Raw genomic sequence first — 14,331 nt, forward strand, 5'->3', positions numbered from 1 at the left:
GCCTCCCGGCCCGGGTCTTCCCCCACCCACCCGCCCTCCATCGGCCTCCGGCCTCGTCCTCAAACGCCGGACGGGCTAGATTCCCCGCCCACCCGCCCCCAGTTGGCTGCCGCGTCGTGGCTCACCCGGACCACCGGGGCAGGGACGGGTGGGTGGGAAGCATCCCGCCGCGGTAGCGGCGGGGCAGGTCGGTGACGGTCCGCAGCCGACGGGCCGGGGCACCGGGGCAGGAACGGGTGGGAGGGCATCCCGCCGCGGTAGCGGCGGGGCAGGCCCGCGGCGGTCCGCAGCCGCCAGGCCGGGGCCCGGCCAGGGCACCGGGGCAGGAACGGGCGGGTGGGTGGGAAACATCCCGCCGCGGTAGCGGTGGGGCAGGTCGGTGATGGTCCGCAGCCGACGGGCCGGGGCACCGGGGCAGGAACGGGTGGGTGGGTGGGAGAAGCCCGGGCGGGGCTGGTTCCGCGCGGCGGCTCGTGCTGTCACCATGCTCACCCAGGCGTAGGGGGAGGCGCGGATGGCAGAGGTGTTCCTGCGGCGGCTGTCACGTTGGCAGGCGGAGCAGCAACGCGAGGACGTGGCGACCGTATACATGGCGTGCCACGGACAGGCCGAGCACCAAGAGCGGGCCCGGACGGGGGACTTGGGCCAGGCCCGGACCCCGGACCGGGGCCAGACACCGTACACGGGCAGCACGCGGGCCTCGTACGGGAGCACGGGCCAGGCGCAAGCACCGTACGGGAGCACGGGCCAGGCGCAGGCGCCGTACGGGAGCGAGGGGTACGGGCGGGCCGGGTTCCTGGGCCGGTTCGAGCGGCATGTGCAGGAGCGGGACTTCGACATGGTGACGGCGCACTCCGCGAGCGGCCTGGTGGGCTGCCTGTACGGCTACCGCGCGACCACCGACACCCCGGACTGCGCGACGCTGCGCGACATCCTGCCGCCCGCGGCGAGGGGCGCGGCCGCGGCGGGCCGCCTGTTCCTGCTCGTGGAGCTGATGGTGCTGCCGGAGCACCGCCGCAGGCGCGTGGCGACGCGCATGCGGGACCTGCTGCTGGCCCGGCACGGCACGGACGTGGTCGTCACGACGCTCGCGGCGGGCGGCGAAGGCACCGCGCAGGAGGTGCTGCGGGCGTGGTCGTGCACGAAACTCGGCGAGTTCGGCACGCCGCCGCGGGAGGCCTGGCTGCACCCGGCCTAGGGGTCAGGTCCTGCTGGCCTTGAGGGAGTACATCAGGGGCACGCGCGGGCTGGTGGCCGGGTAGCGGTAGAGCCCGTCGCGCGGTTCGAGCGCGGCGAACCGCCGGAAGAGGGTCACGTCGTGCTCGTGCAGGAAGTCGATACGCAGGCCCGCCCGCGCGAGGGCCGTGACGACCTCGCCGACGGGGTGCTGCCACTCGACGCTGCGGTTGTGGACGGTGACGGCGTCCCCGTCGGCGTACCCGCCGGGCCCGTCGTCGACCCACGGGTCGCGGGCGAAGTAGTCGTGCTCGATCCGCGTGCCGGTCGCGTCGTCGAGGACGTCCGTGAGGGGGTGGAACTCGGCGAGGTAGAGGAAGCCCCCGGGCGCGACGAGCGAGGCGGCGGTCTCGGCCCAGCGCCGGATGTCGGGCAGCCAGCACAGGGCGCCGACGCCGGTGTAGACGATGTCGTACGCGGAGTCCGGCACGGCCTCGGCGGCGTCGTACACGTCGGCGGCGACGAACGCCGCCCGCTCCTGGGTGAACCCGAGTTCGGCGGCGAGGCCGCGGGCGGCCTCCACGGCGGGTTCGGAGAAGTCGAGGCCGACGACGCGGGCGGCGCCGTGCCGCGCCCAGGAGAGGGTGTCGAGGCCGATGTGGCACTGGAGGTGCAGCAGGGAGCGGCCGGTGACGTCGCCGATCTCGGCCCGTTCGAAGGCGCGCAGCGGGTCCTTGCCCGCGTGGAAGGCGGCGAGGTCGTAGTAGTCGCTGGCCAGGTGGATCGGCACACGCTCGTCCCAGCGCCGCCGGTTGGACTCGCGCCAGTCGGCGGGGTTCGGTGTGTACATGCGCGAAAGTTATCCACAGGCTGGGGACCCTCGCCAGCGGATTGCGGGGAGAGCGAGGCACTATGGGGCCATGAGTGAGACGGGTGAACAGGTGGACGCGGGAGCCGGGCGCGGCACGGCAGCCGGAGGCGGCGTGGGAGCCGGGGACGGCGCGGAAGCCGGGCGCGGCGTGGGAAGTGGCGGGGTGCCCGACTGGGAGAAGCGGTTCCGTGCGCCGCGCGTCTCCCTGCCGGACTGGGCGGAGGACGCCCCGGACCGCTCCCTGTTCGTGTCGAACGCGACGGGGACGTACGAGCTGTACGCCTGGGACCGTGCGACGGGCGCCCAGCGCCAGGTCACCGACCGGGCGAACGGCACGACGGACGGCCTGCTCTCCCCGGACGGTCAGTGGATCTGGTGGTTCGACGACAAGGACGGCGACGAGTTCGGCGTCTGGCGCCGCCAGCCCTTCACCGGCGGCGCCGACGAGACCGCCGTGCCCGGCCTCGCCCCTTCGTATCCGGCCGGGCTCGCCCTCGGCCGGGACGGCCGCACGGTCGTGGTGGGCCGCTCCACGGACGAGGACGGCTCGACGGTGCACGTCGTCGGCCCCGACGCGGCCCCGGGCGCCGAGCCCGTCGAGATCTACCGCCACCGCGAGTCCGCGGGCGTCGGCGACCTCTCGCACGACGGCTCCCTGATCGTCATCGAGCACACGGAGCACGGCGACGCGATGCACTCCGCGCTGCGCGTCCTGCGCCTGGACGGCTCGGTGGTCGCCGACCTGGACGACACCAAGGGCGGCGAGGTCGAGCTCGGCCTGGAGTCCCTCGGCTTCGCGCCGGTGGCGGGCGACACCCGGCTGCTCGTCGGCCACCAGCGCCGGGGCCGCTGGGAGCCGATGCTGTGGGACGTGGCCTCGGGCGAGGAGACGGACCTGGCCCTCGACCTGCCGGGCGACGTGTCGGCGGAGTGGTATCCCGACGGCTCGGCGCTGCTCGTCGCGCACGGCTTCGAGGCCCGCGGCGACCTGTGGCGGTTCGACCTGGCCACGCGCGAGCTGACCCGCGTGGAGACCCCGCGCGGCTCGGTGTCCGGCGCGACGGCCCGCCCGGACGGCACCGTGGAGTACATGTGGTCGTCGGCCGCCGAGCCGCCCGTCCTGCGCTCCACCTCCGGCCGGGTCGTCCTGGACCCGCCCGGCGCGAAGGCGCCCGCCTCGGTGCCGGTGGAGGACGCGTGGGTGGAGGGCCCCGGCGGCCGCATCCACGCCCTGGTGCAGCGGCCCGCGGGAGCCGAGGGCCCGCTGCCCACGGTCTTCGAGGTGCACGGCGGCCCCACCTGGCACGACAGCGACGCCTTCGCGGCGGGCCCCGCCGCCTGGGTCGACCACGGGTACGCGGTGGTGCGGGTGAACTACCGCGGCTCCACGGGGTACGGCCGGGCGTGGACCGACGCCCTCAAGCACCGCGTCGGCCTCATCGAGCTGGAGGACATCGCGGCGGTGCGCGAGTGGGCCGTCGCCTCCGGCCTCGCGGACCCGGAGCGGCTCGTCCTGTCCGGCGGCTCCTGGGGCGGCTATCTCACGCTCCTCGGCCTCGGCACCGAGCCCGACGCCTGGGCGCTCGGCCTCGCCGCGGTCCCCGTCGCGGACTACGTGACGGCGTACCACGACGAGATGGAGGCCCTGAAGGCGATGGACCGCACCCTGTTCGGCGGCACGCCGGAGGAGGTGCCCGAGCGCTTCGAGGCCTCGTCCCCGCTGACGTACGTGGACGCGGTCAAGGCCCCGGTCTACATCTCCGCCGGGGTGAACGACCCCCGCTGCCCCATCCGCCAGGTGGAGAACTACGTGGACCGCCTCGCCCAGCGCGGCGCGGTCCACGAGGTGTACCGCTACGAGGCGGGCCACGGCTCCCTCGTCGTCGACGAGCGCATCAAGCAGGTCGCCCTGGAGCTGGACTTCGCCGCCCGCCACCTGCCCTAGCCCGCGCGGGGCGCCCCCGGGGGAAGGCATCCCCGCGGCGCCCCGTACCGTGGAGGGCGTGTACCGGTTCCTGCTGACCCCCCGCTGGTGGGGGATCAACGTCTTCGTCGCGCTGGCCATCCCGCTGTGCCTGTTCATGGGCTCCTGGCAGCTCGGCCGCTTCGAGGACCGCGTCCAGGACCACGAGGACGCCAAGGAGCAGAGCGCCGTCGACACGAGCGCGAAGGCGCGGCCGCTGGCCGCGCTGCTGCCCGTGGACCGGGAGACGTCGGGCGAGCGGACGACCGCCACCGGGCGTTACGGCAAGCAACTCCTCGTACCGGACCGTACGTTGGACGAGAAGCGCGGGTACTACGTCCTCACGCTGCTGCGCACCGACGGCGGCAAGTCGCTGCCCGTCGTGCGCGGCTGGCTGCCCGGCAAGGCCGACGCGGGCCGGGCGCCCGCGCCGCCCGAGGGCGAGGTCACCGTCACCGGCGCGCTCCAGGCCTCGGAGAGCCCCAGTTCGGACGGCGCCCGGACGGCGGGCGGCCTGCCCGCCGGCCAGGTCGGCATGATCAGCGCGGCGTCGCTCGTGAACATCGTCCCGGACGACGTGTACGACGCCTGGGTCACGCTCGACAAGGGCACCGACGGCCTGCGGCCGGTCCCGGCGGCCGCGCCGGAGGACTCAGGCCTGGACATCAAGGCGTTCCAGAACCTGGGGTACACGGGCGAGTGGTTCGTGTTCGCGGGGTTCGTGGTGTTCATGTGGTTCCGGCTGTTCCGGCGCGAGCGGGAGTTCGCCCGGGACGCCGAGCTGGGCCTCGCACCGGAGCCTGAGGCTCCGCAGCCGTCCACGACCTGAGCACCGCTCCTGGGGCCGCGCGGGGGCCGCGCCCGAAGCCACGGGAGGCCCGTGCGGCGGGCCCGGCCGAGGGCCCGGCGCGCTACTGCGCCGGAAGCACCCCGGTCTTGTACACCGTGCCCGAGCACGCGTTCAGCACCGTCGCGTCCGCCGACGGGGCGCCCGGCTCCGCCGTGAGGGACACCGCGACGCTGCCGTCCTTGGTGCCGTCCTCGCGGATCAGCTGGGGGGTCACGCCGCCGGTGTCACCGGTGCCGCCCTCCGAGCCGTTGCCGCCCGCGCCGCCCTCGGACGGGGACGGGTTCGGCGTGGGCTCGCCACCGTCGGACGGGCACTGCGCCGAGGGCACCCAGGCGAAGCGCACCTCGTAGGAGGCGCCGGGCTTGAGGACGAGGGAGCTGGCCTCCTGGGCCGGGTCGGGCAGGCCCGTGCCGTCGCCCGGGGTGTGGTCGACCACGTTGACGGCGGAGGGGCTGGCCGCGCCCTGCGCGGTGGCGGCCACGGCGCCCGCGTTCTCCACGGTGCAGCTGGTGCCGGAGACGTTGGCGACGCGGAAGGTGCCGTAGACCTTGCCCTCGGAATCGGCGGCCCCCACGGAGCCGGAGGCGCCGAGCTGGGTGGCCTCACAGGCGGGCGAGCTCACGGCGTCGGTGCCGTGGTCGTCGGGCTCGGTGCCCCCGGTGGCGCCGCCCCGGCCCGTCTCGCCCTTGTCCTTGCTGCCCTTCTCCTTGCCCTTGCCGCCCTTGTCCTTGTCGTCCTTCTTCTCTTTCTTCTCCTTGCCGCCCCCGGTCTCCTTGCCGGGGCGGTCGGGGCCCTTGCCCTCGGTGCTGCCGCCCTGGCTGTGCTGGCTGCTGCCCGCACCCGCGATGGACGGCCGCGCATCGGAGTCGCCCGACGAGCGGGTGACGTGCACGAGCGCGGGCACGGCGGTGGCCGCGAAGAGGACGACGGCGGCCGCGCCGACGAAGGCCTGGCGCTTGCGGGCCCGGCGCGCGGGCACCGCGTGCCGGAGCCGGTCCAGGGCCGTGTCACCCGGCTCGATGTCCTCGACGGCGGTGCGCAGCATCCGCCGCAGCGCCAGCTCGTCGTCGGCGAGGCCGCCGGGCGCGTCGGGGCCGCCGGGGCCGCCGAACGGTGCGGTGCCGCCGCCGAGGGCGGTCAGCCGCCCGAGCCCGCGCAGCTGCTCCGTGACGTCCGGTACGTCGTGTCCGTGGTCGGGGCGGTCGCCGTCGCCCGGCCCGTGCTTCACCGTGTCGTTCCCAGCGTCGTGCTCGTGCTCGTGGTGCTTGCCCATGTCGCCCGCTCCGCTCATGCCGGGGCCTCCATGGCGACCCGCAGGGCGGCGATGCCGCGCGAGCCGTAGGCCTTGACCGAGCCGAGCGATATGCCGAGGGTCTCGGCGACCTGGGCCTCGGTCATGTCCGCGAAGTACCGCAGGACGAGGACCTCGCGCTGGCGGCGCTGCAACCCGCGCATGGCCTTGATCAGCTCGTCGCGCTCCAGCTGGTCGTACGCGCCCTCCTCGGCGCTCGCCATGTCGGGCATCGGCTTGGTGAGGAGCTTCAGCCCGAGGATGCGCCGGCGCAGCGCGGACCGGGAGAGGTTCACCACGGTCTGGCGCAGATACGCGAGGGTCTTCTCGGGGTCGCGGACGCGCTTGCGCGCGGAGTGGACGCGGATGAACGCCTCCTGCACGACGTCCTCGCAGGATGCGGTGTCGTCGAGGAGCAGGGCGGCGAGGCCGAGCAGCGACCGGTAGTGGGCGCGATAGGTCTCGGTGAGGTGGTCGACGGTGGTGCCCGCGGTCACGGCCACCTCATCGCCCTCGCGCTGCGTCGGAATGCGGGCGGGCCGCGTCACGGGCATGGGGGCGATCACCGGCATGCCGCCGGGTACGCGAGGACGGCGGGACGGTCGCAGTGCCGCCGCTCCGCTCGCGGTGAATTCGAGTACCTCTGCCACGCCTGTTGGACACGCTTCCCCCCATCAGGGTTGTACGCGTCAGGCATGGCGTTCGGCATCGCGGGCGCGACGTGCCTCACAGGCACCGCTCTCCACGGTGCGTCAAAAGCCCCCATGCGTACCAGCTCTTCCCCTATGCCCCAATTGCTTTTCGCAGCGTTCCGGCCGCCCACCGGAGGGCGACGGCGAAGACGCCTGCGCCGCCCGGTCGGTTGCAGGGACCGGAAGCCGAATCTTCGAACGCGCGGACGCCCCAGTTCAAGCGGTCTGGACCAGAGACAGGACACAGAACTTACACAGGTCCTACAAGGTGCTCCGCTTCGGGGAGCCTTTCGGGCAGCCCGCTCTGCCCGCGCGGACCGCCCTCCTGGGAACGCCGGTCAGCCGCCCGGGAACTCGCCCGCCACCAGCTCCGCGATCTGCGCGGTGTTCAGGGCGGCGCCCTTGCGCAAGTTGTCCCCGCACACGAAGAGTTCGAGCGCGGCCGGGTCGTCCAGGGCGCGCCGGAGCCGACCGACCCACGTGGGGTCGGTGCCGACGGCGTCGGCGGGCGTCGGGAACTCACCGGCGGCGGGGTCGTCGAACAGGACGACCCCGGGTGCGGTGGCGAGGATCTCGCGGGCCCGCGCGACGGTCACCTCGTCCTCGAAGCGCGCGTGGACGGTCAGCGAGTGCGTCGTGACGACCGGCACCCGTACGCACGTCACCGCGACCTTCAGGTCCGGCAGGCCGAGGATCTTCCGGGACTCGTCCCGGACCTTCATCTCCTCCGACGACCAGCCGTCGTCGCGTACGGAACCGACCCAGGGCACCACGTTCAGCGCGACGGGCTCAGGGAAGGGCCCGGTGTCGTCCCCGACGGCGCGGCGCAGATCGCCGGGCCCGGTGCCGAGGTCGCTGTCCGCGACGAGCCTGAGCTGGCGCCGCAGCGTCTCGACGCCGTCCCGCCCGGCCCCGCTGACGGCCTGGTACGACGAGACCACGAGCTCCCGCAGGCCGAACTCGGCGTGCAGGGCGCCGAGCGCCACGATCATCGAGAGGGTGGTGCAGTTCGGGTTGGCGATGATGCCGCGCGGCCGGACGCGCGCGGCGTGCGGGTTGACCTCCGGCACGACCAGGGGGACGTCCGGGTCGAGGCGGAAGGCGGCGGAGTTGTCGACCACGACGACGCCGCGCGAGGCGGCGATGGGCGCCCACTGGGCCGCCACCTCGTCGGGCACGTCGAACATGGCGACGTCGACGCCTTCGAAGACGTCCTCGCTCAGCGCGAGGACCTCGACCTCCTCCCCGCGCACGGCCAGCTTGCGGCCGGCCGAGCGCGGGGAGGCGACGAGCCTGATCTCGCCCCAGATGTCGGCGTGCTGCGACAGGATCTGGAGCATCACCGCACCGACGGCCCCGGTCGCCCCGACGACCGCGAGCGTCGGCTTGCGGTTCATCGCCCGGTGCCTCCATAGACCACGGCCTCGTCCGAGTCGGAGTCGAGGCCGAAGGCGGTGTGCACGGCGCGCACGGCCTCGTTGACGTCCTCGGCGCGGGTGACCACGGAGATGCGGATCTCGGAGGTGGAGATCAGCTCGATGTTCACGCCCGCGTCCGTCAGCGCCTCGAAGAACGTGGCGGTGACGCCGGGGTTCGTCTTCATGCCCGCGCCGACCAGGGAGATCTTCGCGATCTGGTCGTCGTAGCGCAGCGAGTCGAAGCCGACGCCCGCCTTCGTCTTCTCCAGGGCGTCGATGGCCTTGCGTCCCTCGGCCTTGGGCAGCGTGAAGGAGATGTCGGTGAGGCCCGTCGCAGCGGCCGACACGTTCTGGACGATCATGTCGAGGTTGATCTCGGCGTCGGCCACGGCGCGGAAGATCGCGGCGGCCTCGCCCGGCTTGTCCGGCACGCCGACGACCGTGATCTTGGCCTCGGACGTGTCGTGCGCGACACCAGAGATGATCGCCTGCTCCACCTTGCGGTCCCCTTGCGGTTCGTTGCTGACCCACGTGCCCTGCAGCCCACTGAAGGAGGACCGCACGTGGATCGGGATGTTGTAACGGCGCGCGTACTCCACACAGCGGTGGAGCAGCACCTTGGACCCGGAGCTGGCCAGCTCCAGCATGTCCCCGAAGCTGATCCAGTCGATCTTCCGGGCCTTCTTCACGACGCGCGGGTCGGCGGTGAAGACGCCGTCCACGTCGGTGTAGATCTCGCAGACCTCCGCGTCGAGCGCGGCGGCGAGGGCGACGGCGGTGGTGTCGGACCCGCCGCGCCCCAGGGTCGTGATGTCCTTCTTGTCCTGGCTCACGCCCTGGAACCCGGCGACGATGGCGATGTTGCCCTCGTCGAGCGCGGTCCGGATGCGGCCCGGCGTCACGTCGATGATCCGGGCTTTGTTGTGGACCGAGTCGGTGATGACACCGGCCTGGCTGCCCGTGAACGACTGGGCCTCGTGGCCCAGGTTTTTGATCGCCATGGCCAGCAGGGCCATGGAGATCCGCTCTCCGGCGGTCAGCAGCATGTCGAATTCGCGCCCGGCAGGGATCGGCGACACCTGCCCGGCAAGATCGATCAACTCATCCGTCGTGTCACCCATCGCCGACACCACGACGACCACCTGGTGGCCGTTCTTCTTGGCGTCGACGATGCGCTTGGCGACCCGCTTGATGCCCTCGGCATCGGCTACGGAGGAGCCTCCGTACTTCTGCACGACAAGGCCCACGTGCGCTCCTCGCTCAGTTACGTCTCTTCCCGCCCACGGCGGTCGGCTCAGTCTAACGAGCGGCCGAATTCAGCCCCGGGGGTATCAGATCGTGAGATGTCCCGCTCACGCCTTGATCACCCGGCGGCTCCCTGTCCTCCGGCCGCTCCGACAGCTCCACTGCCCGCTACGGAGCGGCGCACTCCGCAAAGTGGGGTGGGTCACAGGGGCGCGCGGGGCCACTGAGGGGGCTCCGCCTCAGTCGGCGTACTCCTTGAGCTTCTCCGTGTCGAGGGCGAAGCCGACGGGGTCGGGCAGCTCGACGGTCTCTCCGAAGGACCGCCTGATCACACTGCGGTACGTATCGCCCTTCGGCTCGGCGTGCACGATGAGCTCGTTGCTGTCGCGGTCGACGAGCAGGTACACGGGGATGCCCGCGGCGGCGTAGGCGCTGGGTTTCTCGACGCGGTCGCGCTGGTCGGCGTCGCGGTCGCACGAGGTCACCTCCACCGCCATGAGCACGCCCTCAGGGGACGCCCATTCCCCCACCTGGCCGACGAAGTGATCCAGCGGCGCCAGAGCCCCGTCCGCACGGGCACGCCCGCTCCGGTACGTCGGAATCCTGAGCCCCTGCTCCGGATAGAGGGCCAGCTCCGGCCGATGCTGCATGCACTGCCGCAGCAGCCACATGACGATGGCCCCGTGAAGCTGATCCGGCACGGGCTTGACCTCCACTTTGCCGTTGATGAATTCGAGCGCCACCGTCTCGGGCGCCACGCGGGCGAGTTCCTCGAAGTCCTCGACCGACATCTGCGAACGCTCCTCGGAGCTGGGGGTCATGGCGTCGCCTCCTCGACTCCATGGTGCCCGCACCGGCGCGTACGGCACGCTCATCCGCGCCTCCTGGGCGCGAAGCCCGCCGCGAGCCGCACCTCGTCGGCGCGCAGGAGTACGGCGTCCCGCCGGGTCGGGGCCGCCAGGAAGGTGTCCGGGACCGCGCCGGGGACGACCTGGTCCGGCTCCTCCGCCAGGCACTCCGCGCGGCAGTCCGCGCAGAGTCCGTTGATCAGCTCCGTGGTGGTCTCCGGCTCCTCGCAGAGGCCGCAGATCATCACCGCGCGGGTGACGCGGGCGCGCATCCGGGTCCTGGCCGGGGCCTTGGGCAGTTTGGGCGGCATCTTGTTCTCCAGTCGGTTTCGGGTGAGGCCGCCCGGGTTGGTGACGGCCTCGGGCAGACCCGCGGTCAGGGCCTCGGTGATGTCGGTCGGGGTCGCCCCGCGCGCCAGCCACTCGGCGGCGAGGGGTTCCAGCGCCCGGCAGTCGCGCTCGGACAGGGCGAGCCGCCGGTCCGCCGCGCGGAGCCGGGCTAGGGTGTCGCGGGCCGCGCTGGCCTCCGGCTCGGGTTCTGGCTCCGGCTCGGGTTCTGGCTCAGCTTCCGTTGCGGTTCCCTCGTCCACCCGTGCAAGACCCGGCCTGTACTGGTCCGTCACGTCCCGCCCGTGCCGCTCCCGCACGAACTCCGCCCACCACTCCGGGGACCTGGGCTCCCGCGACCAGTACGTCCTGGTCACCCACCGCATGGAGTTGTCCTCGACGGTGAGGTGTTCCTTGATCCAGCGCAGATGCCCCGCCTCGGTCAGGCGGCCCATCGACGTCCGCACGGCCTGCTGGCCGTAGCGGGGGTGCTCGGCGGCGATGGCCTTGTGACCCATCGCCGCGCCGACGGCGAGGTGGTCGACGAAGGTCGCGATCTCCGCGTCGCGTGCGCGCAGGTGTGCGAAGTCGGCTTCGCTGTGCGGGGTTTCGTCACCCGCGTGACGTTTGCCGTAGCCCGTCTTGGCCATTGGGTGGGACGGGGACGGCAGGGCGGGATTAAGCTGTGAGTAAGCCACGATCGACTGCTTCTCGATTCGTCGGACTAGGCCCTGGTACCGGTGCGCCAACACCGGCCGGGGCCGTTTCTTTGCCGCGAACCTAGAGCGGCTTTACGTTCTGACGCAAGCTGACCACGGAACGTCACCCTCATGGGTGACTCGCCGCTCAACTCCCTTAGCGGGTGGGTTGGTTGGGCTTCATCCCAACCGACCACACCACGGGGAAGAGCTCGGATCCCGGAGCTTGAGCCCCGGGCCGAGCTGCGGAAACGAAGGGCTTCCCGATGGCCGCGGAGGGGCTGCGGGCTAGCGGACGGCAGGGTCCGCGGACGGGGGGCCGGTCTGCTCCAACGCCTCGGACAGGCTGCTCCGGACACTCCCTGTCAGCCCGTGCCCGTCGCCCAGCGCACGGACGCAGACGTCCAGCGTCCGCTCGAGCAGCGCGATCGCTCGCGACGGGTCGCCCGCCGCCTGGTGGACGCGGGCGAGGTGCAGCTGCGACCGCAGCGCGTCCGGGTGTTCTCCGCCCAGCGTCCGCGCGCGATCGGCGACCGTCTGCTCCAGCAGGGCCACCGCGCGCTCCAGGTCTCCCGCGGCCTCACAGCAGTACGCGACGTTGCTGCGCACGACATGGGTGAAGGGGTGATCGCCGCCGAGCACGCGCACGCAGTCGTCCAGCGTCTCCTCGAACATCGGGGCCGCACGCGCCAATTGCCCCGACAGGAGGTACGCGTCCGCGAGATTGTTGCGCGAGAGCAGGGTGCTCAGATGGTCGGAGCCCAGGAGGCGCGTGCGGTCGGACAGGTTGCGCTCGTGCAGCGGGGTCGCCCGCTCCAGGTCCCCCGCCGACTGATAGGCACTCGCGAGGTTGTTCCGCACGATGAGCGTGTGCGGATCGTCGTCGCCGCTCACTTCGATCCGGGCCGTCAGCGTCCGCTCCAGCAGCGCGATCGCCTCGTCCAGGTCCCCCGCCGCCTCGTACGCGCTCGCGAGGTTGTTGTACGCGGTCAACGTGCTGGTGTGCTTCTCGCCGAACAGGCGGGACGAAGCGTCCACGGAGCGGTGCAGGAGTGCGATGGCCCGGCCCCGCTGCCCCTGACCCGCCAGGTACTGCGCCCACTCGTTGAGGGCGAAGTCGGTGTCCTCGGTGTCGTCGGCGGGGTCGACCGCGTCCAGCAGGGCTTCGACGTGCGGCAGCAGGCGCCGCCACCCGGGCCAGCCCGCGACGTTGAGGCGCGGGTCGAACGGCAGTACGCGCCGCAACGCCGCTGCCGCCCCGTCCCGCGCCCGGGTGATCCGCTCCGGTGTCCGGTGCGGGTCCTCGGGTGAGACCGTGCGCGCCACCCGCTGGACGAGGCGGTGCACGCCCAGCGTCCCGCGGCCCAGCACGATCAGGTTGTAGTCGGCGAGCAGCCCCAGGAGTTGGGCCAGGTCCAGCTCGTCCTCGGCCAGCTCCGTGAACAGGTCCCGGGGGATCTCCGTGGGCGCGTACCACGCGGCCATGCACAGGAGGTCCACCGCGCGGGGGTCCCTGGCGTGCACGGCATCGAGGGTGATGCGCCAGATCCGGGCCACGGTCCGCATCGGGTCCGTGCCGCCGGGCGCGGCGGCCGTCGTGCGCTCCGGATACCGCCGGAGCATGCGTCGGTACTCCCCCAGCGTGCTCCCGGTCTGCGCGACGAAGGCTCCCGCCTGTTCCAACGCCAGGGGCAGATGGCCGAGTTCCTCGGCGAGGGCCCGTGCCTCGGCCTCGGCCTCGCCGTCGTCCGTCAGCCGGGTGAGGAGGTCGAGCGACGCGCCCTCGTCCAGGACCGGCAGGGCGATCGGGGCACCCGGCCAGCCGCTCCGGTAACGGCTGGTGATCAAGTACCGTCCTGAGGAGCGCAGTTGCCCCGTCACCGTCGCCACGTCCTCGGGCCGCTCCACGTTGTCGAACACCAGGAGCCAGCCCGGGTGCGTCTGGAGCCAGCCGACGGCCCAGTCCGCGGCCTGGGTGGTGGTCAGGTCCGAGGCGGCGGCTCCCTGGACGCGCAGGGCAAGGGCGGCGAGGCTCGCCTCGATCAGCTCGCGGCTGTCCGAGCGGATCCACCACACCAGGCGGTACGTCCCCACGTGCGCGTGGGCGTAGTGCAACGCCAGGGTCGTCTTGCCGACACCCCCCAGGCCGTGCAGTGTCTGGGTGATGGTCTGGGAGTCGGCGGCAAGGGCCCGCTCCAGCTCGGCGAGCACGTCCGCACGGCCCACGAAGTGGCGGGACGGCAGCTCGGGAAGGTTGTTGAGGCCGGGCGGGGCCTCGATGTCGTACGCCGTCCACGCCCGCGAAGGCTCCGTGGTCAGGGTCTCCAGGACCAGGTCTCCCACCGCCCTCGCGAAGCCGGGCCGTGCCGCGAGCGACTCCACCGACACCGCCGTGAGCTGGTTCGCCTCGTAGTCCCGGGCCCGGTCCGTGGTGAGGACGCCGATCAGCCGCCCCTGCGCGAACAGGGCGGCACCGGAGGCCCCGGCCCAGCGCCCCTCCCCCTTGCTCGGCGCGGCGACTCCGTCGACGCACACCGTGATCACGCCGTGTGCCTTCAGCCCCGTCAGGGTCTCGACGTGCCCGCGGACCTCCTTCGTGTCCCGGACGCCGTCCCGTACCTCGGAGCGGGGGAAGCCGACGGCCAGGCAAGGGAGTTGGCCGTCCACTGCGGGGCCGACTCGGCCCCATCGCACGGGATCTCCGGCCAGGGGCTCCCCGAGCCCGTCCGGCACCCGCAGCAGCGCCACGTCGGGAGCGCCCGGCTCCCCCACCGGCCAGAGCACCTCGGCCCGCGCCCACGTGTCGCTCCCGAGGAGCCGTGCCTCCGCCCCGCTCGCGCCGCGTACGTTGTGCAGCGCGGTCAGGATCAGGTGGTCCGCCACCAAGTAACCCGTACCGGACAGGCCCGCCTCCGGGTTCCACAGCTCGACGACCCGTCGTACGTCCATCGC

Annotated in this window: 11 protein-coding genes; 3 read left to right on the forward strand and 8 right to left on the reverse strand. The window is 73.0% G+C overall.

Annotated features, from left to right (window positions below; genetic code table 11):
• Positions 1 to 514: 514 nt before the first annotated feature.
• On the forward strand, positions 515 to 1,198 hold the full coding sequence (locus AC5WAM_RS19110; protein WP_495523271.1) for a hypothetical protein: 684 nt from the start codon (positions 515 to 517) through the stop codon (positions 1,196 to 1,198).
• 3 nt (positions 1,199 to 1,201) lie between these two features.
• Here the strand turns inward: AC5WAM_RS19110 and AC5WAM_RS19115 are convergent, their stop codons facing one another.
• Positions 1,202 to 2,026: a class I SAM-dependent methyltransferase gene (locus AC5WAM_RS19115; protein ID WP_366794269.1), complete on the reverse strand. Its 825-nt coding sequence runs from the start codon at positions 2,024 to 2,026 to the stop codon at positions 1,202 to 1,204.
• Between the two features lie 70 nt (positions 2,027 to 2,096).
• Here AC5WAM_RS19115 and AC5WAM_RS19120 point away from each other — a divergent pair, with 70 nt between their 5' ends.
• Positions 2,097 to 3,992, forward strand: coding sequence for a S9 family peptidase (locus tag AC5WAM_RS19120; protein ID WP_495523272.1), 1,896 nt, complete (start codon positions 2,097 to 2,099; stop codon positions 3,990 to 3,992).
• 58 nt (positions 3,993 to 4,050) lie between these two features.
• Positions 4,051 to 4,839, forward strand: a complete 789-nt coding sequence (locus tag AC5WAM_RS19125; protein ID WP_495523273.1) for an SURF1 family protein — start codon at positions 4,051 to 4,053, stop codon at positions 4,837 to 4,839.
• Between the two features lie 82 nt (positions 4,840 to 4,921).
• Here the strand turns inward: AC5WAM_RS19125 and AC5WAM_RS19130 are convergent, their stop codons facing one another.
• From AC5WAM_RS19130 to AC5WAM_RS19160, 7 genes are all read right to left on the reverse strand, one after another.
• The gene (locus tag AC5WAM_RS19130) at positions 4,922 to 6,151 is read right to left on the reverse strand and encodes a hypothetical protein (RefSeq protein WP_366794273.1); all 1,230 of its coding nucleotides are present in this window, start codon (positions 6,149 to 6,151) and stop codon (positions 4,922 to 4,924) included.
• On the reverse strand, positions 6,148 to 6,801 hold the full coding sequence (locus AC5WAM_RS19135; RefSeq protein ID WP_078869075.1) for a SigE family RNA polymerase sigma factor: 654 nt from the start codon (positions 6,799 to 6,801) through the stop codon (positions 6,148 to 6,150). The genes AC5WAM_RS19130 and AC5WAM_RS19135 overlap by 4 nt, the downstream gene beginning before the upstream one ends.
• Positions 6,802 to 7,181: 380 nt before the next feature.
• Entirely contained in the window at positions 7,182 to 8,240 is a 1,059-nt protein-coding gene (locus AC5WAM_RS19140; protein ID WP_366794274.1) for an aspartate-semialdehyde dehydrogenase, read from the reverse strand.
• Positions 8,237 to 9,508 (reverse strand): aspartate kinase, encoded by a 1,272-nt coding sequence (locus tag AC5WAM_RS19145; protein WP_030682780.1) that lies wholly within the window; start codon positions 9,506 to 9,508, stop codon positions 8,237 to 8,239. Before AC5WAM_RS19145 ends, AC5WAM_RS19140 begins: the two co-directional genes overlap by 4 nt.
• A gap of 237 nt (positions 9,509 to 9,745) precedes the next feature.
• A complete protein-coding gene (locus AC5WAM_RS19150; protein ID WP_495523274.1) occupies positions 9,746 to 10,327 on the reverse strand; it encodes a Uma2 family endonuclease in 582 nt (193 codons plus the stop codon).
• Between the two features lie 50 nt (positions 10,328 to 10,377).
• A complete protein-coding gene (locus AC5WAM_RS19155; protein WP_495523275.1) occupies positions 10,378 to 11,331 on the reverse strand; it encodes a hypothetical protein in 954 nt (317 codons plus the stop codon).
• Positions 11,332 to 11,667: 336 nt separating this feature from the next.
• The gene (locus AC5WAM_RS19160) at positions 11,668 to 14,328 is read right to left on the reverse strand and encodes a tetratricopeptide repeat protein (RefSeq protein ID WP_495523276.1); all 2,661 of its coding nucleotides are present in this window, start codon (positions 14,326 to 14,328) and stop codon (positions 11,668 to 11,670) included.
• Positions 14,329 to 14,331: the final 3 nt, after the last annotated feature.

This window comes from Streptomyces sp. JLYT201, assembly GCF_059448825.1.